This is a genomic window from Amycolatopsis sp. CFH S0740 (genome assembly GCF_004522315.1).
In the GTDB taxonomy this organism is placed as follows: domain Bacteria; phylum Actinomycetota; class Actinomycetes; order Mycobacteriales; family Pseudonocardiaceae; genus Amycolatopsis; species Amycolatopsis nivea.
In genome coordinates this window covers 193859-215628 of the sequence record NZ_SDLS01000005.1, presented here as the reverse complement: position 1 = coordinate 215628, position 21770 = coordinate 193859, and the positions used below count along the sequence as shown (strand labels likewise).

General features: G+C 69.3%; 20 protein-coding genes. 12 read left to right on the top strand and 8 right to left on the bottom strand.

The annotated features are described in order from the left end of the window. Positions 1–8: 8 nt before the first annotated feature. The 5 genes from EIZ45_RS11425 (at position 9) to EIZ45_RS11405 (ending at position 6715) form a co-directional block, all read left to right on the top strand. A complete protein-coding gene (locus tag EIZ45_RS11425; RefSeq protein ID WP_043836691.1) occupies positions 9–1475 on the top strand; it encodes an FAD-dependent oxidoreductase in 1467 nt (488 codons plus the stop codon). Between the two features lie 9 nt (positions 1476–1484). Next, the gene (locus EIZ45_RS11420) at positions 1485–1913 is read left to right on the top strand and encodes a MarR family winged helix-turn-helix transcriptional regulator (protein ID WP_134664981.1); all 429 of its coding nucleotides are present in this window, start codon (positions 1485–1487) and stop codon (positions 1911–1913) included. Positions 1914–2293: 380 nt separating this feature from the next. Continuing rightward, complete coding sequence (gene abc-f, locus EIZ45_RS11415) at positions 2294–3916, top strand: ribosomal protection-like ABC-F family protein (protein ID WP_037810485.1); 1623 nt, start codon at positions 2294–2296, stop codon at positions 3914–3916. Further along, positions 3913–5529 (top strand): ABC-F family ATP-binding cassette domain-containing protein, encoded by a 1617-nt coding sequence (locus EIZ45_RS11410; protein WP_134664983.1) that lies wholly within the window; start codon positions 3913–3915, stop codon positions 5527–5529. The genes abc-f and EIZ45_RS11410 overlap by 4 nt, the downstream gene beginning before the upstream one ends. A 64-nt stretch (positions 5530–5593) precedes the next feature. After that, positions 5594–6715, top strand: coding sequence for a serine hydrolase (locus EIZ45_RS11405; protein ID WP_134664985.1), 1122 nt, complete (start codon positions 5594–5596; stop codon positions 6713–6715). 752 nt (positions 6716–7467) lie between these two features. Here the strand turns inward: EIZ45_RS11405 and cutA are convergent. The 6 genes from cutA to EIZ45_RS11370 form a co-directional block, all read right to left on the bottom strand. Then, positions 7468–7608 carry a divalent cation tolerance protein CutA gene (gene cutA, locus EIZ45_RS11395; protein ID WP_134664987.1) on the bottom strand — a complete coding sequence of 47 codons (141 nt, stop codon included), beginning with the start codon at positions 7606–7608 and terminating at the stop codon, positions 7468–7470. Positions 7609–7691: 83 nt separating this feature from the next. Continuing rightward, complete coding sequence (locus tag EIZ45_RS11390; protein WP_134664989.1) at positions 7692–8444, bottom strand: ESX secretion-associated protein EspG; 753 nt, start codon at positions 8442–8444, stop codon at positions 7692–7694. 9 nt (positions 8445–8453) lie between these two features. Next, positions 8454–9863, bottom strand: a complete 1410-nt coding sequence (locus EIZ45_RS47505; protein ID WP_134664991.1) for a hypothetical protein — start codon at positions 9861–9863, stop codon at positions 8454–8456. Continuing rightward, a complete protein-coding gene (locus EIZ45_RS11380) occupies positions 9863–10480 on the bottom strand; it encodes a DUF3558 domain-containing protein (RefSeq protein WP_078870352.1) in 618 nt (205 codons plus the stop codon). The genes EIZ45_RS47505 and EIZ45_RS11380 overlap by 1 nt, the downstream gene beginning before the upstream one ends. 17 nt (positions 10481–10497) lie before the next feature. Next, positions 10498–10953 carry a hypothetical protein gene (locus tag EIZ45_RS11375; RefSeq protein ID WP_134664993.1) on the bottom strand — a complete coding sequence of 152 codons (456 nt, stop codon included), beginning with the start codon at positions 10951–10953 and terminating at the stop codon, positions 10498–10500. A 127-nt stretch (positions 10954–11080) separates the two neighbouring features. Beyond that, positions 11081–11335 (bottom strand): hypothetical protein, encoded by a 255-nt coding sequence (locus tag EIZ45_RS11370; protein WP_051728752.1) that lies wholly within the window; start codon positions 11333–11335, stop codon positions 11081–11083. Between the two features lie 168 nt (positions 11336–11503). Between EIZ45_RS11370 and EIZ45_RS46080 the strand changes: the two genes are divergently transcribed. After that, positions 11504–11671 (top strand): hypothetical protein, encoded by a 168-nt coding sequence (locus EIZ45_RS46080; RefSeq protein ID WP_158714436.1) that lies wholly within the window; start codon positions 11504–11506, stop codon positions 11669–11671. 165 nt (positions 11672–11836) lie between these two features. Here the strand turns inward: EIZ45_RS46080 and EIZ45_RS11365 are convergent, their stop codons facing one another. Further along, positions 11837–12016 (bottom strand): hypothetical protein, encoded by a 180-nt coding sequence (locus tag EIZ45_RS11365; protein WP_134664995.1) that lies wholly within the window; start codon positions 12014–12016, stop codon positions 11837–11839. Positions 12017–12636: 620 nt separating this feature from the next. Between EIZ45_RS11365 and EIZ45_RS11360 the strand changes: the two genes are divergently transcribed. From EIZ45_RS11360 to EIZ45_RS11335, 6 genes are all read left to right on the top strand, one after another. After that, positions 12637–13791, top strand: coding sequence for an SPFH domain-containing protein (locus EIZ45_RS11360; protein ID WP_134664998.1), 1155 nt, complete (start codon positions 12637–12639; stop codon positions 13789–13791). A gap of 25 nt (positions 13792–13816) precedes the next feature. Next, positions 13817–14950 carry a hypothetical protein gene (locus EIZ45_RS11355; RefSeq protein ID WP_037810495.1) on the top strand — a complete coding sequence of 378 codons (1134 nt, stop codon included), beginning with the start codon at positions 13817–13819 and terminating at the stop codon, positions 14948–14950. A 173-nt stretch (positions 14951–15123) separates the two neighbouring features. Further along, positions 15124–16224: a class I SAM-dependent methyltransferase gene (locus tag EIZ45_RS11350; protein ID WP_134665000.1), complete on the top strand. Its 1101-nt coding sequence runs from the start codon at positions 15124–15126 to the stop codon at positions 16222–16224. Between the two features lie 63 nt (positions 16225–16287). Then, on the top strand, positions 16288–17556 hold the full coding sequence (locus EIZ45_RS11345) for a sensor histidine kinase (protein ID WP_134665002.1): 1269 nt from the start codon (positions 16288–16290) through the stop codon (positions 17554–17556). A 217-nt stretch (positions 17557–17773) separates the two neighbouring features. Further along, positions 17774–18145 (top strand): hypothetical protein, encoded by a 372-nt coding sequence (locus tag EIZ45_RS11340; protein ID WP_037810499.1) that lies wholly within the window; start codon positions 17774–17776, stop codon positions 18143–18145. Positions 18146–18233: 88 nt separating this feature from the next. Beyond that, positions 18234–20204 carry a tetratricopeptide repeat protein gene (locus EIZ45_RS11335; RefSeq protein ID WP_167756410.1) on the top strand — a complete coding sequence of 657 codons (1971 nt, stop codon included), beginning with the start codon at positions 18234–18236 and terminating at the stop codon, positions 20202–20204. A gap of 221 nt (positions 20205–20425) precedes the next feature. Here EIZ45_RS11335 and EIZ45_RS11330 read toward each other — a convergent pair whose 3' ends face one another. Continuing rightward, entirely contained in the window at positions 20426–21640 is a 1215-nt protein-coding gene (locus tag EIZ45_RS11330; RefSeq protein WP_134665006.1) for a hypothetical protein, read from the bottom strand. Between the last annotated feature and the right edge of the window lie 130 nt (positions 21641–21770).

Genomic DNA, 21770 nt, shown 5'->3' with positions numbered 1-21770 from the left:
GGTTGAAAATGCCGCAAGCACACCTGTCCACGCCGGAAGTGCCGGTCCTGATCGTCGGCGCGGGCCCGACCGGGCTGACGCTGGCCTGCGAACTCGCCCGGCGCGGCGTCGCGTTCCGGCTGGTCGAAGCGTCCCCCGGCCTCCGCCCGGGCTCGCGCGCCAAGGGCCTGCAGCCGCGCAGCCTCGAGGTGTTCGACGACCTCGGCGTCATCGACCGCATCCTCGCCAACGGCCGGTCGGCGATGCCGATCCTGCTCACCGACCCCGACGGCCGGACGAGCGGCGGCCCGGCCTTCGAGGAGCGGCCCGATGTTCCGTACCCCGCCTCGGTCATCACTCCGCAGTGGCGGGTGGAGGAAACCCTCGGCCTGCGGCTGGCCGAATTCGGCGGCACGGTCGAATTCGGCACCGCGCTCGAGAGTTTCGAGCAATCCGCCGACGCCGTGACGGCAGTGCTGCGCTCCGGCGACCAGACCGAAACTGTCCGCGCACAGTGGCTGGTCGGCTGCGACGGCGGCCGCGGCGTCGTGCGCAAACAAGCCGGAATCGCCTTCGAAGGCGAGACGGACGAGCGGATCCGGATGATCGTCGCCGACCTGGCCGTCGACGGCCTCGACCGCGACGCCTGGCACATGTGGCGCTGCGACGAAGGTTTCGTCAGCCTCTGCCCGCTGCCGTCCACCCACCTGTTCCAGTACCAAGCGCCCATCCTCGGCGACACCGGCCTCAACCTCGCCACCCTCCAAACGATCTTCGACCGGCGAAGCGGCCGCACCGACATCCGGCTGCAAGAACCGGAGTGGACGTCGGTGTGGCGCTCCAACACCCGGCTGGCCGACCGCTACCGCGAGGGCCGCGTCTTCCTCGCCGGCGACGCCGCGCACGTGCACTCCCCCGCGGGCGGCCAGGGCATGAACACCGGCATCCAAGACGCCCGCAACCTGGGCTGGAAACTCGCCGCCGGAGTGCCGGAACTGCTGGACACCTACGAGGCCGAACGCCGCCCGATCGCCGCCGGCGTGCTGCGGCTGTCGACCGCACGCCTGGCCGAAGCCGCCGAGCAGAAGCGCATCCCCATCCGCAGCGACCGGGACACGACCCAGCTCAGCGTTAACTACCGCGGCTCCGCCCTGGCGCGCGACGACCGCGACGAGTCCGCCCAGCTCCGAGCAGGCGACCGCGCCCCCGACGCCCCGGGGCTCACCACCACGACCGGCAAATGCCGCCTGTTCGACCTCACCCGCGGCGGCCAGTTCACCCTGCTGAACTTCGGCCCCCGATTCGACTCCCCCGTCCGCACCTTCCACGTGGTCGCCGAGCCCGCCGCCGACGACGAGATCGCCGATTCCGCCGGCCACCTCGCCCGCGCGTACTCCCCGGCCGACCGCACCCTGGTCCTGCTCCGCCCCGACGGCTATATCGGCCTGATCTCCGACGCGGGCGACCTCACCGCGGTCCCGGAGCACCTGCTCTAGCCTCTTCCCATGTCCGACCCCGACGAACTGGCCGCGACGCTGTACGGCGCGGTCAGCCTGATCGCCCGCAGGCTGCGCCAGAGCCAGGTCACGGCCGAACTGTCCCTGCCGGAACGCTCCGCTCTGTCCCGCCTAGACCGCGACGGCCCGGCCACCACCGCCGCACTGGCCCGCGCCGAGCAGATCACCCCGCAGGCGATGAGCTCGACCATCAGCGGCCTGTCCGTCCGCGGCTTCGTCACCCGCAGCGCCGACCCGGCGGACGGACGGCAGGTGATCGTCTCGCTGACTCCCGAGGGCAGCGAGGTGCTGCGGGCTCGGCGGGACGCCCGGATGCGCCAGTTCGCGGCTTCGCTCGGCTCGGAGTTTTCGCCGCAGGAGCTGGCGGTGCTGAAGGAGGCGGCCCCGTTGCTGGAGCGGTTGGGGCAGACGTTCTGAATCGCAGTCCGTCCACTGTGGAACTCGGATGCGCGTCCTCCGCTTCCTGGTATCCTGGCCGACGGACAGCAGACTCGATCAAGAGGATTTCTATCGTGGCAGGTGAAGACGACATCTCCGGGTGAGCCCGGGGCACGGGCCAATACGGCACCGGCCCCTCGCTGATCCCTGCGCGGCCGCGAGCCGCGCGTGGAGGTTCCCGTGCCGGTCGGGCGACGTACGCCACTGGACCCACGGGCTGCGAGGCACCCCGAAGGCAAGCGCCGATCGGGGAAGCCCAGGCGCAAGCCGGGCAGCAGGTCGCGAACGGCCCCACCCATGTCGTCCACTACCACCACCAGCAGGGGCACCTCCCTGCCGATCCACCGCGAGGCCGCACCATGTCCGATCTTCGTATCGTCCTGTCCGGGATCTCCTTCTCCTGGCCCGACGACACTCTCGTCTTCGACCAGCTCTCCGCCACGTTCCCGGCGGGCCGCACGGGGCTCGTCGCGCCCAACGGGGCCGGGAAGTCCACTCTCCTGAAGCTCATCGCCGGGCAGCTCAAGCCGGCCGCGGGCAGTGTCACCGTCGACGGGGTGCTCGGGTATCTCCCGCAGGACCTGCCGCTCACCGCCGACCGCACGGTCGCGGAGGTGCTGGGCATCGACGCGATCCTGAAAGCCATCACGGCCGTCGAGGGCGGCGACGCGGCCGAGGAGCACTTCACCGCCATCGGCGCGGACTGGGACATCGAGGACCGCACCCGCGCGCAGCTGGACCGGCTCGGGCTGGGCGATCTCGCGCTCGACCGGCTGCTCGGCACGCTGAGCGGCGGACAGGTCGTTTCGCTCGGCCTCGCCGCCCAACTGCTGCGCAGCCCGGACGTCCTGCTGCTCGACGAACCCACCAACAACCTCGACCACACCGCCCGCCAGCAGCTCTACGACGTGCTTTCCGACTGGTCCGGCTGTCTGCTCGTGGTCAGCCACGACCGTGCGCTGCTCGACCGGATGGACCGGATCGCCGAGCTCGGCGCGGACGAAATCCGGTTCTACGGCGGCAATTTCACCGAATACGAACAGGCCGTGCAGGCCGAACGCGAGGTCGCGGAAAAGAATATCCGCAACGCCGAGCAAGAGGTCAAACGCGAGAAACGCGAAATGCAGCAAGCCAGGGAGCGCGCGGACAAACGGGCCAGCAACGCGAAGCGCAATCTGTCCAGCGCTGGTCTGCCGAAGATTTTCGCGGGCACGATGAAGCGCAACGCGCAGGAGTCCGCGGCGAAGGCGGACGGTACGCACGCGGCGCGGGTCAGCGCGGCGAAAGCCAAGCTCGACCAGGCTGAACGGTCGTTGCGAGAAGAGCAGAAGATCAGTCTGGAGCTGCCCAAAACGGCGGTTCCGGCCGGGCGGACGTTGTTCGACGGCAAACATCTTCGCGTGCGCGGGCTGTTCGCGGGCGACGGTGCGGATCTGTCCGTCCGCGGTCCGGAAAGGATCGCGCTGACCGGACCGAACGGCGTGGGCAAGTCGACGTTGCTGCGCCTGATGCAGGGCGAGCTCACCCCGGACGCGGGCGAGATCAGCCGGGTGGACGGGCGCATCGCGTATCTGTCGCAGCGGCTCGATTTGCTGGATTCCGAACGCACGGTCGCGGAGAATCTCGCTGCCGCCGCACCGGAAATGCTGCCCGCGGACCGGATGAATCTGTTGGCGCGCTTCCTGTTCCGCGGTGCGCGGGCGCATCTGCCGGTCGGGGTGCTGTCCGGCGGGGAACGGCTGCGCGCGACGCTCGCGTGCGTCCTCTTCGCCGAGCCCGCCCCGCAGCTGCTGCTGCTCGACGAGCCGACGAACAACCTCGACCTGGTCAGCGCCGGCCAGCTGGAGAGCGCGCTCAACGCCTACCAGGGCGCGTTCGTGGTGGTCAGCCACGACGAGCGGTTCCTGGCCGAGATCGGCGTCGGCCGCTGGCTGCGGCTGGACGACGGGCAGCTCCGGGAAACGGCCGGGATCACGGGATGACCGCCCTGCGCGCGCACGAGATCGTGCGGGTGCTCGGGGAACGGCGCGTGCTCGACGGAGTGTCGGTCACCGCCGCCCCCGGCCGCCGGATCGGGGTGATCGGCGAGAACGGCACCGGGAAATCGACGCTGTTGAGGGTGCTAGCGGGCGTGGACGCGCCGGATCGCGGCGAGGTCGAGCGACCGCCGGACCTTGGCTTCCTGCACCAGGAAATGCCGTTCGATCCGGACGAGACGGTCGCGGACGTCCTCGAGCAGGCCCTCGCCGCGGCCCGCGAAGTGCTGGCCGGACTCGACCGGGTCGCGGCGCGGCTCGCCGAGGAACCCGAAGACGCCGCGCTCCTGGCCGAGTACGCCGAATTGCTCGACCTGGCACAGCAACACGAGGCGTGGGACGCGGACCGGCGCGCGGAGGTCGTGCTCACCGGGCTCGGGCTCGCCGACATCGACCGACAGCGCACGCTCGGCTCGCTTTCCGGTGGTCAGCGCGGCCGGCTCGCGCTGGCGGACCTGCTGGTGCGCCGTCCGTCGGCGGTGCTGCTCGACGAACCGACCAACCACCTCGACGCCGAAGCCGCCGCGTTTCTCGAGGCCCAGCTGCGGGAACTGCCCGGCACGGTGGTGTTCGCCAGTCACGACCGGGCGTTCCTCGACGCGGTGTGCACCGACATCCTCGACCTCGACCCGGCTCCGGACGGCCCGGTGCGCCACGGCGGCACCTACACCGAGTACCTCGGCTGGAAACGCGCCGAACGCGAGCGCTGGGAACGGCAGTACCTCGAGAAGCAGGAAGAACTGGAGGAACTGCGCGACGCGCTCGGGGTCACCGCGCATCGGGTCGCGCCGGGCCGGCTCGCGCCGGACAACGAGAAAATGGGCCTCGGCCGCCGGTCCGGCCGGGTGCAGAACCAGATCTCGCGCCGGGTCCGGGCCACCACGCGAAGACTGGACGAGCGGGAACGCGCCCAGCTTCCCGCCCCACCGCCGCCGCTCCGGTTCCGCCCGCGCGCGCTGGCGGTCGAGAATCCGCAAGAAACCCTTGCCACACTGGACAATGTGCACCTGCCGGAGAGGCTTTCCGTATCCCGCCTGGAGATCCGGCCGGACACCCGGCTGCTGGTCACCGGCCCGAACGGCGCGGGAAAGTCAACGCTGCTTCTGCTCCTCGCCGGAGAACTCGACGCACAAGGCGTCACCCGCGAACCTGGCACGACCACCGGAATCCTCAGCCAGGACACCACTTTCGTCCGACCACAACGGACCGCCCGCGCCACGTACCTCGCGAAGCTAGGTCCCGAACGCGTCGCGGAAGTCCCGCTGAACTCGTTGGGACTGCTGACCCATCGCGAAGCTTCCCGCCCGGTCGGGGAGCTGTCCGTCGGGCAGCGCCGCCGCCTCGCGCTCGCGCTGCTCATCGCCGACCCGCCGCACCTGCTGCTGCTCGACGAGCCGACCAACCACCTGTCCCCCACGCTGTGCGACGAACTGGAGGACGCCCTCGGCACCAGCCCGGGCGCGATCGTCGCCGCCACGCACGACCGGCGGCTGCGCGAAAACTGGACCGGGCACGTCCTCCGCATCGGACCCGACCACCGCGCCGCGCCGTTAGAGTGATCCGCGCCGGAAGGCCCGGGCACCGACCACCCCGCGGAATATCCGCCCGCGAAGGGAACGACCGATGATGCACGAAGCCCTGCGCCGCCACGTCGAGTCCGGGTTCATCCCCGGCGCGGTAGCCCTCGTCGCGCGCGGCGACGACGTGCAGGTCATCGCGATGGGACACCTCGACGTCGAGCGCACCGCGCCGATGACCCGCGACTCCATCTTCCGGTTCGCCTCCATCACCAAGCCGATCACCGCGGCAGCCGTGCTGATGCTGGTCGAGGACGGCCGGTTCGGCCTGGACACCCCGATCGCCGAATGGCTGCCCGAACTGGCCGCCCCCATGGTCGTGCGGACGCCGCGAAGCCCGGTCGACGACGTCGTGCCCGCCGAACGGCAGATCACCGTCCGCGACCTGCTGACCTTCCGCGCCGGTTATGGCTTCCCGTCGGACTTCTCGCTCCCGCAGGTCCAGGAGCTGCGCACGGTGCAGACCGACGGCCGCGAGGTCCGGCTGCGCCCGGAACCCGACGAGTGGCTCGCCCGGCTGGCCCGCATCCCGCTGCTGCACCAGCCCGGCGCGGCCTGGCTGTACGACACCTGCGCCGACCTGCAAGGCATCCTGATCGCCCGCGCGTCCGGCCAGTCGCTGCCGGACTTCCTCGCCGAGCGGATGTTCGAGCCGCTCGGCATGGCCGACACCGCGTTCGAGGTCCCCGCCGCCAAACGGGACCGGTTCGCCAGCTACTACCGCTCGGGAGAGAACGGACTCGAACTGGCCGACGCGCCGGACGGCCAGTGGCGCGAGGTGCCGCCGTTCCCGGCCGGCTCCGGCGGACTGGCCGGGACCGCGGACGATTGGCACCGCTTTGCCCGGATGCTCCTTTCCGACGGGGAAGGACTGCTGTCGAAGGAATCCGTCCGGCAGATGACGGCCAACCAGCTGACCGCGGAACAGATCGCAGCCAACCCGGTCTTCCTCGAAGGCCAGGGCTGGGGCTTCGGAGGCGCGGTCGACGTCGCGCCGACGCGGCCGTGGCAGGTCCCGGGCCGCTACGGCTGGGTCGGCGGCACCGGAACCAGCGCTTACCTGACGCCGTCGAAGAGTTCGGTGGCGATCCTGCTCACCCAACGCGGGGTGGACGGGCCCGGTGGCATACCGCACATGCAGGACTTTTGGCTGGCAAATAGCCTCTGACCTGCATAACAGCCCCTAAATTGACGGCTCTGTGCAGCGCAGGCCGTCAGGCTGCCAGCGGAGGTTCTTCCGCGTCAGGACGACGGTTGAACAGGTCGTTCACGGCTGCTCGTGCCCGGTCGTGGCTCGACGCCATCAAGTGCGTGTAGGTCTTGAGCGTGACCCTTCGTCGTGGTGGCCGAGGCAGGCCGCTAACTCCTTGATGCTCGCTCCCCGGGCCAACATCGCCGAAGCGATCAGATGCCGGAGCGCGTGCATACCGTCCTGGCGTTCCTCGTAGGTCAAGCCAACTCCAGCTATCCTCCTGCTTCAACAGGCCGAGAGCTACGTACCGGGCACTATCGCACCTGCCACACGGGCGTGGTCGCGGGCCGAGAGGCCGAAGAGTTAAGCCGCCTGGGAAATGAAGCGGAGGCCATGCGCACACTCGAACGTGCATTTACGGATTTTGATTTCGCACACCCATGCACAGAGCGGCTTTAAACAACGGTATCGACTTACCCATGACTCTAGCATCGCGACGCTCCAGCTATCTAGCCTCGACGGACCCGACTGCGCTGCGCATTCGCGCGAATGATTACGACAGGGCGCAAGCGCCGGTGGATGGCGCGATTGATTCCACCATCCGCACTGAAAGCAGTTTGTCGCTGCAGAGGCTGCTCGCCCTCTCGTCGAAGCCGACAGCAGCGAAGGTGAGCAGCCCGGTAATTCGATCCGCGATAAGGTCCGGTCCGGCTTACATTGATAGCCAACTACTCCGGCCGAGTTTCGAAAGTCAGCCCTGCAAGGTATTCCGCACTGCCCGCCTCAATCGGTTTCGCTACAATGTCGGGAACATCGTAGTGATGGCTCTCTTTAATAGCGACGCGATACTGTGCCCTTCTTCGGTTCAACGGTGCCTTTCGAACTTAGCCGCAGAATTCGGCGTGACCGGCTTGGAGCAACCGGGTTCGCGCCAGGAGACGTGCCGGTGCGGTCAGCCGAGGGCGTTGAGGGTGAGGTTGAGCGCGTCCACCAGGTTCCGGTGACTGCCGGGGCACATGGTCGCTTCTTCGCTGCCGTTGTTGCCGGTGCTGGTGAAGGCGAGGATGCGGCCGTTTCGGGTGAGGTCGTAGACGGTGAGCGGGGTGCTGCGGATACGGTTGGCGCCCCGCTGAATGGCGGCGTAGAGCTTGTGCACGCCTGCGCGTTCGGCTCGGGTCAGGTGGCGGATCTGGTCGGCTTGACCAGAGTCTTCCGAAAGCGGGTCAGCGTTGCTGCCGTCGAGGTAGGACATCGGCACCCGCAGTCGACTGATCCTGGCCGGCGCGTAGTCGGGCAGGGTGCCGACCAGGCTCGTCGCCAGTTCGCGCACCGGGATCGGGTCGAGCTGGATGGAGCGATGGTCAGTAATCAGCCGGACGGCGCTATCGCCTGAGGAAGCGACGAAAACCGCGCCGTTGTCGTCGGGACGGTGGACGAACGCGGTCCAGGCGTACAACTCCTTCTCTGGTGCGGCGAGCAGTTCCAGCGTGGCCCGGAACGACGGAGTCAGGCGTCCGTCCGGTGTGGCCAGCCGTAATGCCTCGAACCGGGATAGCGTGCGCTGCTCCAGCTCGCGGGCGAAGTCCGCGGGCGTGTAGGTGGTGTCCGGATCGATCACGGCGGGGAGCGTGCCCCCGCTGAGGTGGCTCCAGGCAACGAAGAACGCCGACCGCGGGATGCGCACCGGCTTGTCGAGGATCGTCATCGGCGTGTTTCAGCCGCCAATGGTCGGAGGAGTCGGCGGGAGTCCGGTGCGGAAGTCACGCAACCGGCCGTCCTCGTCGTCGGTGATGTCGAACGCGGAATCGTCTTCCAGCCCGTACTTGCGCTGGTGCTCCTTGTCCTCTTCGCCCTTGCCCTTGCCGCCCCCGGCACCCATGCCGCCCATTCCGGCCGATCCTTTGGCCCCGGCCGCGCCCCGAATCCCGGCGCCGGCTGCGGATGAGGTTCTCCCCGCCGCGCCCTCGGCCGCACCACCGGTACCTGATCCGGCGCCCAGCCGACCTGCGGCGCTTCCCCCTCGACCACCGGAACCGCCGGTCTCGGAGGCTCCACCGCTCCCGGAGAATCCGCCGGTCGGACCGAATCCGCCAGCCAGCCCCGGCGTCCACGAGCTCCCGCCGCCGGTGCCGCCGCCTGGGATCGAGGGCGAGGGAACCCAGCCCGAGCCCGGGCCGGTGGTCCGAGTGGCGTCCGGCGGCGTCCACCCTGCTGCCGTCGTGCCGTCGCCCGGCCCAGTCCCCACCGGATGGCTCGGCGGCTGGTAGGTCGGCAGGTGGCTGCCCGAACCTGATGGAGGAGGTGTGCTGCCGGGGTAGCTCGGGGTGAACGTGCTCGACGGCCCGCCGGTCTCCGACGGCCCGCCGGTCTCCGAAGGCCCGCCCGTGCGCGACGGCCCGAACCCTGATCGGGAGCGGTTGTCGGGTCCGTGCCCGTCGTCCGGACCGCCCGTCTTGTGTTTGTCGGGCTCGGATACGGTCACGTCGCCGTCGAACCCGCTCAGCTGGCCGTAGTCGGTCTTGAGCCCTTGCCCGCTGGTCTGGGCATGCTGGGTGTAGCCGTGGTACTTGTCGAGGTTGTCCTGAGCCGTCTTGTTGTACTGGTTGATCTGGTCCTCGGTGTCGGTGTTCCACCAGGTCGCCTCGTCCCAGAGGTTCTTGTGCGGCGGAGCACCCGGCATCGGCTGCAGGCTCTGCTTCATGGAGTCGAACCCGTGCGCGAGATCGGTCAGGTTCTGCCCATTGCTGGTGTAGGTCTGCGCGGCGGCCGTGGTGGCGTCGGCGAACGGTTTGATCCGCGCCTGCGCGGCGTCCGCACCGCCCCCGGTCCACGCAGACTCCAGGCCCGCGCTCAACTGCTGCACCCAGGCACCGGCCTGGTCATGCTTGCCCGCCAGGCCCGTGGCCTGCTGCGCGCCCTGATGCCAGCTCTGGGCGCCCTGGCTGGCCAGGATCTTCGCCACCAGCTCCGGCGCCGGAACGGCTTGGTCACCAAGGTTCCCGTGGTAGAGATCGCCGAACCAATGGCCCACGTCGCTGGCCCGATCCCCGACCCAGTCCGCGGCGTCTTCGATCGCCCCGCCCACGGCTTTCGCCGCGTCACCAAGCATCTCGAAAAACCCCATCACGCACCCGCCTTGCGCTTCAGGTTCGAGACCACCATGTCCGCCACGCGCGCCGACAACTCACACGGATCAGCCCCGCTGGCCCTCTTGGCATCGCTGGGAGTCAGTGAAGCATCGACCGTCAACTCGTCCGAGATGCCCACACTCACCTGGCAGAAGCCAGTTTGAGTGCCCGAGCTGAACGTCGAATTCGCGACAGCCGGAAACCCTTGAATGGGCGACAGCTCCCGCCAGACCTTGGCCTGTGGTTTCGTGTTCTGGTACAGGCCGCTGAGCCCGTCGTGCGGCTGCGTCACGTAGAAAACCGACAGCCCTGCACCCGAGTCGAGGTTGTTCCATTTGCACTCGGGACCAATTCCGCCAAGGGTGTCCGGTTTGCCTTGCGGCACCGTGCCGAAGATCTGGCTGAGCTGGTCAGAGGTCAGCGCCTCCTGGCAGGGCTGCCCGGACAGCACCGACGCGGGCAGCGGATGCTCGACCTTCGGCGCACCGCTGTGCGGCAACGCCACATCAGCCGCGGACGAGGACGTCGACGCGGTAGTCGCCGGAGCAGCCGCCGGACCACCAGAGCATCCGGCAGCAACCGACACAACCGCAGCCGCGCCCAGTACAGACATGAGCGTTCGGCCAGTCCTCACGCGAACCCCCCTTCCTGCTTACCTGCGTTCTTGACGTCGGTCGCTGCCTGCTCATCCGACGACTCGGTGATCCCGAGCGCCTTCTCCAGCCGCTTCACCAGCTCGTCGGCATAGGCGAACTCCTGGTCGACCTGGTCCCTGCCCGTGACGAACGCGCCCTTCGGTTCGCCCTCGTTGACCAGGAGTTTGGTGTAGCCGTTGCTGGTCGGCTCGTCCGCCGGAGACGTCAGCCGGGTCAGCTCATTCGCCTCAGGGCGCATGTCGCGGAAGTGTTCTCGGACGGTCTTGGCCAGCGTGAGCATCGCCGCTGCGTCGTCGCGGCTCATCGTGAATCCCTGGCCGCTGGGCGCACCGCCCATCGCGGCACCGGCCGCGTCCCCAGCGCTGAACGCATCGCCGATGTTGAAGTACAGCCCGTCGAGCCACCCCGGTTGCTGTCCAGGTTGCGACACTGCGCCCACCCCTCGTATGACCTGCGCCCGCCCAAGGACAGTTCTCCGATCCATGGGCAACTTGCCTAGAATCACCGTAGTGGACCCGTCACGCAGGGGTGACCGGTTCACCGAAAAAGGGCGTGCGTCACTCTGGAGACGGGTCCCTAAGCAGCAACTCGGCGTGACGGCGCGTCATGGCCTCGTACTCGACCCACGCACGGGAATTGGCCGGACCACCAGCCGCCAGCATCTCGTCATGCGCGAGTCCCTGCGCGGCCAGCACGTCAGCCGCCTGGCCCATCGTCTGCCGGAGCCACACCGCCTTCTCTCGCATATCGGCCGGATACGGCGCGCCGCACTCGATTTCCGCGCCGTCGCCGGTATCGCTCGGGCGGCCCATTTCTCCACGCTAACGCCTGCCGAAACGGCGGGGCGCGCAGAACGTCGACCATCACCGGACAGAACAGCCAGCGCCGCAGCCCGCAGACGACGGCGCGATCAAACTCAGCACGCCCGACCAGGAAACCGTCACCGTCCGAACCCACGACGAAGAACGGACCCCGCTGCGTTGTCCTCGGCGCTGGACGAAGCCCTCGCGCGTGCGTCCGCGACCGTCGTTGTCGATCTCACCAAGGTCAGCTACTTCAGCATGGAATCCGCCTGGGCCCTGCTCAGCAAAGCCGCCGCAGCCACCAAGTCCGGACTGGTGCTGCCCCCGCGGTCGCCACCAAACTGACCACGCTGGGTCTGAGCGACGCGCTCAAGGACGGCCTGCATCCGCGTTACCGGCACGGCTGACAGGCCACGATCCGCGACGCTTCGCCCTGTTGTTGCAGGGTCAAGCGCCCGAACTGGGAACCGGCCTCGGCGTGTGGGGTGTCGTCGGTCAGCGCGTCGAACGTCAGACGGCACGCGTCCACCAAACGAAGCACGCCGAGGAAACCGCGTCCGGCGTCGGATAGGCGATTTTCTCAACCAAGAAGTTCACCATGCTGCCCGGCGCGCGGGGCAGAATCCGCGCCACCAAGGTCTGATGCTGCTGGTCCAAGACGGCTTGTTCCTGCCGTTTCTCCTCAGCCACCGAGACCCCCAACATGACCGCCCCGCCCGCGACCGTCGCCGCGCGAGCCCCAGCGCGACCAGGGTTTGCTCGCGCCGTTCCCGCAGCCTCAACACCGCCGCAGCCGCCAAGGCCAGCGCCGATACTGCCCACAGCACCGGCCACCGCAACCCCCGCGAAACCCGCGCTCACCGCTTCTCACGAGCCGCTGAGCGCTCCCCGTGCGCCGCAGATCGAAAACCGTTCCTCCGCCCATACCGACCACACGGCGCCGAATGGCCCATTGGATCAACCGGACAACCCACCTACGGAGGCGGCGGAATGACGAACGGCGACCAGCCGCGGGTGGGCCGCACTGTCGCTCCGCAAAGGGAAGAAGTCCTCATCTTGAGCCCTCGCAGTGACCGGGCGACCCGCGACTCCCACGCCGTCACAGGTACGGATCAGCCCGGACCCGACCAGACCTAACCGGACTAAAACCGCAGGTCAGACGGCTAATTCTGCAGCAACGCCCTGGCCAGCGCCTTGAAGTGCCAAAAGCAGGACTTTTGGCAGGAGGCCGCCGCGCCGGAGTGATCCGCGGCGGGGCGGGCACGGTACTGTGGCCCGCGGGCACGAGGCAACGCGACGAGGGGTCAGACGTGGGCATCTTCGACAAGATCCGCGGCGAGTTCATCGACATCATCGAGTGGACCGACGACAGCCGGGACACCATCGTGTGGCGCTTCCCGCGCTACGACAACGAGATCAAGATGGGCGCCAAGCTCACCGTGCGCGAATCGCAGGCCGCGGTGTTCGTCAACGAGGGCCAGGTCGCCGACGCCTATCCGCCGGGCATGTACACGCTGCAGACGCAGAACATGCCGATCATGTCCACCCTCAAGGGCTGGAAGTACGGCTTCAACTCGCCGTTCAAGGCCGAGGTGTACTTCGTCAACACCCGGCAGTTCACCGACCTCAAATGGGGCACGCAGAACCCGGTCATCCTGCGCGACGCGGAGTTCGGCATGGTCCGGCTGCGCGCGTTCGGCGGCTACGCGGTCCGCGTGGTCGAGCCGGTCGCGCTGCTGAAGGAACTGGCGGGCACCGACCCGCAGTTCCGCACCGAAGAGGTGTCGGACTACCTGCGCAGCATGGTCATCAGCAAGCTCGGGCCCGCGATCGCCGCGGCGCAGGTGCCGATGCTCGACCTGGTCACCCAGCAGGACCAGATCGCGGGCAAGATCGCGAACGCGCTGAACCTCGAACTGCGCGAGGTCGGCATCGAGATCTCGAAGTTCATGATCGAGAACATCTCGGTCCCGCCCGAGGTCGAGGCCGCGATGGACAAGCGGACCCAGATGGGCGTCGTCGGCGACCTCGACCAGTACACGAAGTTCCAGTCCGCGAACGCGATCGAGGCGGCGGCGAACAACCAGGGCGGCGCGGGCGAGGGGCTGGGCATCGGCCTCGGCATGGCGCTCGGCCAGCGCGCGGCCGGACCGCAGCAGCAGCCCGCCCCGCAGCAGTACCAGCAGCCGCAGTACCAGCAGGCCCCGCAGCAGCAGTACCAGCAGCAGGCCCCGCCGCAGATGCCGCCGCCGCTGCCGCAGAGCGAGCAGTGGTTCGTCGGCGCGAACGGCCAGCAGCTCGGCCCGTTCGACCGCGCGGGCCTCGGCCAGCAGATCTCCTCGGGCACGCTCGCCCGGGACACCCTGGTGTGGAAGGCAGGCATGGCGCAGTGGACCCCGGCCGCGCAGGTGCCGGAGGTGTCGGCGCTGTTCGGCGCGGCCCCGCCGCCGCTGCCGCCGTCCTGAGCCGCGCCGACCTTCTGGGGGACCCATGACTGACCCGCGCTTCCAGCAGGAAGGCGTGGCCAACACGACCTATCCGTGCGGCGGTTGCGGCGCGCGGCTGGAGTTCGCGCCGGGCACGACCGCGATGCAGTGCCCGTACTGCGGGTTCCGGCAGGAGATCGCCGCCGGGGAGCGGCAGATCCGCGAGATCCCGTTCGCCGAGCTGGCGAACCTCGCGCGCAAGCCGGTGGGGTCGATCGGCAAGTACGTCTTCGTGTGCCAGCGATGCGCGGCGAGGACGGAAACCAACGAGACCGCCAGCATGTGCCAGTTCTGCGGCGCGCCACTGGTGATCGACCCGGGCGCGTCCGGGCAGCTGGTGCCCGAAGGCGTGCTGCCGTTCGCGTTCGACCGGCCCGCGGTGAGCACGCATCTGAAGAAGTGGACGTCTTCGCGCTGGTTCGCGCCGACCGCGCTGAAGAAGGTCACCACTGCGGAGTCCACGAAGAGCACGTACATCCCGCACTGGACGTATGACTCGCAGACCGTGTCCGTGTACACCGGCGCGCGCGGCGAGTACTACTACGTCACCGAGACCTACTACGACAACGGCGAGCGCAAGACGCGTCAGGTGCGACATACCCGCTGGTACCCGGCGCGTGGGCAGGTCGCGCGGAACTTCGACGACGTCCTGGTGCCGGCGAGCACCCAGCTGCCGCTGCCGGAGCTGGACAAGCTCGCGCCGTGGCCGCTGCTCGATTCCGCGCCGTACCAGCCGCAGTTCCTTTCCGGGCACTTCGCGCTGCGGTACGACGTCGAACCGGAGAACGGCTTCGAAGAGGCGAAGAACCGGATGGCCCCGATCATCGCCGACGACTGCAAGTACGACATCGGCGGCGACACGCAGCGGCTGAACTCGGTCGACACGCAGCACAACAACGTCACCTTCAAGCTGATGCTGCTGCCGGTGTGGGTCGCGACCTATGTGTACGCCGGGAAGAACTGGCAGATCCTCGTCAACGGCCGCACCGGCGAGATCCACGGCCAGCGTCCGTGGAGCAAGGTGAAGATCGCCATCGCGGCGGTGCTCGCGCTGATCGTGATCGCGGTGATCGTCTACTTGATCGCGACAAAGGGCCACAGCACCGGCACCACGCACCATTCCGTTACGCACCACTGAGTTTTCGAAGGAAGTGATGTGCCGTGCTGATGGGCATGGTTCTCGGCGACCGCCGCTCCCGCGTTTCGCGGGAGCACGCGGGTTCGCCGCTGTCTTGACCGGCGGGAATCCTCGCCTGCTCTCTGCGAAGCGTCGACGGCTGACTGGCCCTTCGACCCTTCCCGGGAGCATTCATGTCCACCGTCACGTGGACCGAAAACGAAACCACCCGCACCGCCCGTTGGCATTCCGGAAACGGAACTCCGCCGCCGGGCCGCATTGTCGTCGTCGATGACCGGCTGACTGCTTCCGCCGCGCTGCGTTTCGCGCGCGCTGGCACCGGAATGTTGTGGCGCGGCGATTTCCCCAACGCACGACAGCTCGTGCGCGCCATGGACCGGCGGCTCCCGCAGCGCGCGGGATCTTTCGCCGAGGTGCGCGCCGCTCGGGCAGAACGCGCAGCGCTGCTCGGAAAAGTCCTGGTCTCCGTGGAAACCGACCATTCGCTTCAGCTCCGTCGGGCCCCCGCCATCCAAGCCGCCTGCGAGCACGCGTTCGGCGGTTTACCGGGCACGCTGCTTTCGTTGCGTGAACTGCTCGGCGCCCTGAGCGCTTATCAATGGCACCAGAAAGGCATCCATATCAACGCATTAGGCGCGCGGTTGTATCCGTCGTACAGCGTGTTCGCGCCGACACGGAGCGAATACCTCGACCTCGTCGCGCAGGAACCGTTGCCGGGCAAGGGGTCTCCGGTCGTCTTCGATCTCGGCACCGGTACCGGCGTGCTCGCCGCCATCCTCGCCCGGCGGGGCGCCGCCGAAGTGGTCGCGACCGACCTCAACCCCCGCGCCGTGCGCTGCGCGCGGGACAACCTGCGCCGGCTCGGCCTGTCCGATCGGGTCCAGGTCCTCGAAACCGACCTGTGGCCCTCCGACCGGCGCGCTGACCTGGTCGTCTGCAATCCGCCCTGGCTGCCCGGAAACCCGGCCTCGGCGCTGGAACTCGGGATCTACGACGCCTCGTCCGCCATGCTGCACCGGTTTCTCGACGGCCTGCCCGAGCATCTGACGCCGCGTGGCGAAGGCTGGCTGATCCTGTCGGACCTCGCCGAACACCTCGGTCTGCGGACGCGTGCCGAACTGCTCGACCGGATCTCCGCCGCTGGCCTCAAGGTCGTGGGACGCCGCGAAACCACGCCAAGGCACCGACGCGCCACGGACAGTGCCGATCCGCTGCACGCGGCACGTTCCCGGGAACGCACGATCCTGTGGCGGCTGACCATGTCCAGAGCGTGACCCGGCGTTTCCACGCTGGACTACACCAATCGAATATCCTCGCCGAAGACACGGGGAGGGACGATGCCCGTACCGGGTTTTGCCGTACCGCGGCGGGAATTCGTGCGGACGCTGCTGCACCGCGGCAGCCCGCCGGAGCGGCCGGACGCAGGCGGGGACCTCGCCGAGGTCGGTGACGCGACGCTGGCGCGCGCCGCGCGGTACTGGGTCGTCGTCCCGGTCGCCTACCGGATCGCCGCGTTCGTGAAGGTGTTCATCGGCTTCGCCGCGGCCAACGGCAGCACCGGGTTGTTCCCGGTGCTGCCCGCGGCCGCGCTGGGCGTCGCCGCGAACGCGGGGTTCCTGTGGTGGCTGTTGCGCTCCGGCGGCCTGCCCGCGCGGCGCACGCGGCGGGTGCTCACCGTCGACCTCGCCGCGGGGCTGGCGCTGAACCTGCTGATCGCGGTGCTGGCCCCGGACGCGGTGCAGCCGTTCGCGATCGATGTCACCTGGACGTGGCTGGTCGGCTCGGTCGCGATGTGGGCCGGGACGTCCGGGCTGCCCGCCGCCGTGCTGCTGCTCGCCGCGGCGGTGCCGGTACGCGTCCTGCTGACCGTGGCGGGCGGGCTGCGGCTGGACGATCCGCTCGCGCTCAGCCGGTCGATCGGCTGCCTGGTCGCGCTGGCGGTGTCGATCGTGGTGGCGTGCGGGATCCTGGTGCTGCTGGGCGTCGGCACCAGGTTCGCCCTGGACATCGGCCTGCGCCGCGGTCAGGAGGCCGAACGCAGGCGCACCCAGCGGCTGCTGCACGACAGCGTGCTGCAGACCCTGGAAGCGCTCGCCATCGCCCCGTCCGACGACGCCGACCACGCCGCCGAACGGCTGGCCCAGCTGCGCTCGGTCGCGCACGCCGAGGCGGCCGAACTCCGCCGGAGCATCACCGAGCCGATCGAACCGCGCAAGGGGCGCAGCTTCGTGGTCGAACTGGCCGACGTCGCCGCCGAGATGGCCCGCGAAGGCCTGCGCACCCAGCTCGTAGCCGCCGACTTCGCCGACGACGACCGCCTTTCCGCTGACCGGCGCACCGCGATGTGCGAAGCGGTGCGGGAGGCCCTGCGCAACACCGTGAAACATGCCGGGACGAGCCGCGTCGTACTCCGGGTGGAGGAACGCGACGGCGGGACCGCGGTGGTCGCACGGGATCAGGGCCGCGGCTTCGACGTGCGCGAACGGGGTCCGGGGTTCGGCATCCAGCAGTCGATCGAAGCCCGGCTGGCGGAGGTCGGAGGCACCGGACGGGTGGAATCGACGCCGGGCAACGGGACCCGCGTCACGCTGTGGGTGCCGCACTGACGCGGCGGATTCTACCCCGCTTCCGGGGAAGCGCTGCGCTTTCCGGAGCGGCCTGCTCCATTTGCTGAATATTCAATTCAGCTCGCTCGCTTGGTGTCGCCAATTGCGGACAAACACCCTGCCGCGCATGCACCCCGTTCGTAGGTTCACATTCCCGCTCCGCGACGCTGATAATGGAGGGTCGATCACCTTCGGGCCAAGCAGCGGGAGCGCCTGCATGGACACGCCGGACGAGGCACGCACGAATCGGATCGAGCGGAATCGCCGGATGCTCGAATCCTGGCGGGCCGGCGCGTCGATCACCGAGATCGCCAGGGAGCACGGCCTGTCCCTGAGCTGGACCGGACGGCTGCTGCGGCAGGAAGGCGCGGTGCTGCCGGAAATCCGCCAGGGCGTGCGCCGCGAACTCGACGTGCCGAGGATAGTCCGGGAATACGAATCCGGCTCGACCATCCAGAGCATCGCGGACGCGCATCAGGCGTCCTATGGCACGATCCGTCGCTTGCTGCTGCGGGAAAAGGTGACGATCCGCCCGCATGGCGGCCAGAACGCTCTCGATCGGCGCAAGCCCGATACCCCCCGTCACTGATCCTTCCCCCAGGGGGTGGGTGATTCCTGACGCTTTTCATTTCATTCGCCATCCGGACCGGGTAAGGAGGAATAATGGGGGGTGCGGAATGACTGAAGCGCGGCCAGGGGCGGTGACGTCCGACAGACCGGTGCGGGCGCCGGTCCAGCTCCCGCCCGCGCCGTCCGTGCTGCTCGGCCGCAACGCGGAACTGGACCGGCTGGACGAAATCCGGCTCCGCTCCGACCCCGCCCCGTCCGTCGTCGTGCTCACCGGAGTCGGCGGGATCGGCAAAACGGCGCTCGCCCTGCACTGGCTGCACACCCACCGCGCCCAGTTCCCCGACGGCATCCTCTGCGCGCGATTTTCCTCCGAGGGCAACGAAACCGCGGAATCCGCGAGCGGCGTACTGCACGGTTTCCTTGTCGCGCTGGGCATTCCCGCCGACGACATCCCGGCCTCGCTCGCCCAGCGGGCCGCCGAATTCCGTGCGGTGACCGCGGATCGCCGGTTCGCCGTGCTGCTCGACGACGTCGTGCACAGCGCCGACGCCCGCGCCGTGCTGCCGTCCAGCGCGCACGCGTTCGTGCTCGTCACCAGCCGGTCGCAGCTGACCAGTCTCGCACTGGACGGCGCGGAAATCCTTCCGCTGAGCCCGCTTCCGGACAGACCGGCCCGCGAGGTGCTCGTCCGCCGGGCCGGGCAACGGCAGATCAGCCAGGAGGACGCGGAAAACCTGCTGACCGCGTGCGCCGGTCTCCCGCTGGCCCTCACCATCACCGGAGCGAGGCTGCGCGTCCGGCCAAGACGCAACCCGCACCAGGAAGCGCGCCGCGGACGTGCTCGACGCCTAGGCGGTTCTACTGATCTGGCAACGGTTTTCGACGCCTCGTACGCCGCGCTCGACGACTCGGCGGCCCGGCTCTACCGAACCTGCGGCATTCTGCCCGGCCCGCACCACGCCGTCGATGCGCTCGCTGACACGCTGCAGAGCTCGCCCGCCCACCTGGACGACGCCGTCGACGAGCTGATCGAAGCCAACCTCCTCCACGAGTTGGAGGACGAAACCGTGGCACAGCACGACGTCGTCCGCCACGACGCCCGCGTGCGCGCCGAACGCCAGGACGCCGAGGCCGACCGGCACTATCTCGTCCGCCGCTACATCCGCTGGTACCGGGACCAAACCGTCACCGCGAGCGCGCTCATCCACCCGTTCCGCCCGACCTTCGCGGCCGAAACCGTTGCGGCGACGGCATCTTTCGCCGACCGCGACCAGGCGGTGACCTGGTGGCGCCGCGACCGGCCGGTCATCAACGCCGTCGCGAAAGCCGCCACGGCACACGGGTGGGACGAGGAACTGTGGCAACTCGCCGAAGCGTCGTGGGGATTCTTCCTGCACTACCGGGATTACGAACCGTTTTTGGAATTGTGCACGGCGGGGATCGAGGCGGCTCGGCGATGCGGGCAGCCGCTGGCTGAGGCTCGGCTGCACAGTCAAGTCGGCTACGTCTATGACCGGCTTCGGCAGTTCGGGAAAGCTTCCGCCCACCACACCGCGGCACTCGAGATCGGCGACCGAGAGCAGCACGGTCCGACGCAGGCCACAGCGCTGTCGCGGATAGCCAGGGACGCCCGAGGCCGCGGCGACCTCGAAGGCGCACTGGCACTGTACGAGCGCAGCGCGGAGAAACACGCCGAGATCGGGCTTCCGCGCGGCGTCGGCATGGCCCGGCGCCGTCGCGGCGAACTGCTGATCAAACTGGGGCGGGAAGACGAAGCGATGCGGGAACTCGCCGAAGCCGCCGCCATCATGGCGGCGGCGGACGACGCCGCCCAGCACGCACGTGCGGTCGTCCCGCTGGCCGCGATCCATGCCCGGCGGGGCGACTACCGCCGGGCGCGCACCGAACTCCTGGAGGCACTCGAAGGCGTCAAGCGCCTCCAGTCACCGCATTTCCAGGCCGAGGTCCTCACCGCGCTCGCCGATCTCGAACGCGGTCACGGCGACGAGGCAAGCGCCCAGCGCCATCTCGACGAGGCCCGCCGCCTCAGCGGGGATCCCGCCGAGCCGCCGCATTGACCACACCGCCCCGCCCGGCCAGCACACCGCCGCGGCGATCGCTCCCGGCCACGCCGCCCTCAGCTCGTCAGCCTCGCAGTTCGTCGCGGCACCGGACCGGACCCGGACCACAACGTCCGCGCTGGCTGCCTGCCGAGGCCCGGCCCGGTCAAGGTCCGCGACCAGCACCGGCATCGCGCGACGCCCGGGCAGCGCGAGCCGGACGCGCGCGACGCCGGCGGTCACGCGTCCCACCCGGGCAGCGGCTGGGGCATCGCGGGCAACGGCGGATACGCCGGGGCGGCCGGTTCGGGCAACTTCAGCAACTGATACATCGCCGACCGCAAAATCCCCGCTGAGCAGTCGATCCTCGCGCTCACGACAGGGAGCACCTCCGCAGCGAGCCGCGGAGCCGCGGTGACGGCGGCTTTTTCCTGCTCCTCGATCGGCTGGTCCGCAGCCAGCAGCTTCGTCCGCGCCCGCACGATGTCCGCGACGCTTCCGGCGCGCGGGCGTCCGTCGGGCAGCGAGGCGAGCGTCACCGGCTTCCCCATGGCGGCCGCGTAGCCCGTGGTCGAGCCGTGGTCGCCGATCACCCAATCCGCCGCGATCATCGTCGCCTGCCATCCTTGCTCGGGCGGGAGCACGCGCAGGCCCCGGCACCCGTCCAGCCAGGCGGTGACCTGGCGCCGTCCGTGCACCGCCCAGATGTTCGGGTGCAGCACAGCCGCCACCGCGTAACGGTCTTTCGGCAGTGCGTTCACGATCGCTTCGTACATCCGCGGGACACGGCCGAACGCCGAGTCAGTGAACCAGGTCGAGCTCAGCACCACCAGCCGTCGCGAGCCGACGCCCAGCGCCTGGCGGTATCGCTCCCGCCGGCCGATGCCCGCCCGCATCCCGTCGAGGCAGAGGTCACCGGCCACGACCGCCGCGGGAACTGCCTCCGGGCACCGCTCCCGCAGAACGTCGACCTCCGATTCGGTGGCGAGGCCCAGGACCGCCGGAAGCACCCGCCCCCGAAAGGTGATCAGCTCCCGGTCCAGTCCAGTGGTCTCGACTGTCGCCCCGCCCGCCTTGCGGCTGAACCGGCGTGGCCGGACTGACCCGATTCCGTGCTCGACCAGCATCAGCGGTCCGCGCACCTGGTCGAGATTCCGGTGACTGGCCGCCAGCACCAGATCGAACCGATGTGCCACCGCCTGCTCCCACGGCAGCAGGAGCCCGTGCTGCGCCCGCACGTACTCCTCGACCCCGGCCCATCGGTCGGTGCTGTGCGGCACGGTGAACATCACCTGCACCCGCAGGTCCCGTTCGAGCAGCGAGAGCAGTTCGACCAGCCGCGTCCCCGCCGTCACGGTCGGAACGACCGCCAGCACGGTCCGGCACCCCGGCCGCGTCACCCGTGACGCGGCGTCGAGACCGATCGGACCGCGTACCCACACGTCGTGCGCCATCTTCATCCCCTCCGTCCGGAAACCGACGAACCGAGGCTGCGGCGCGGTCCTGACCGGGGACTTCCCGCCGCTGGACACAAAGCGGACCGAAACCGGACAAGACAATTCCCCGGCTGATCCTTATCCCGAA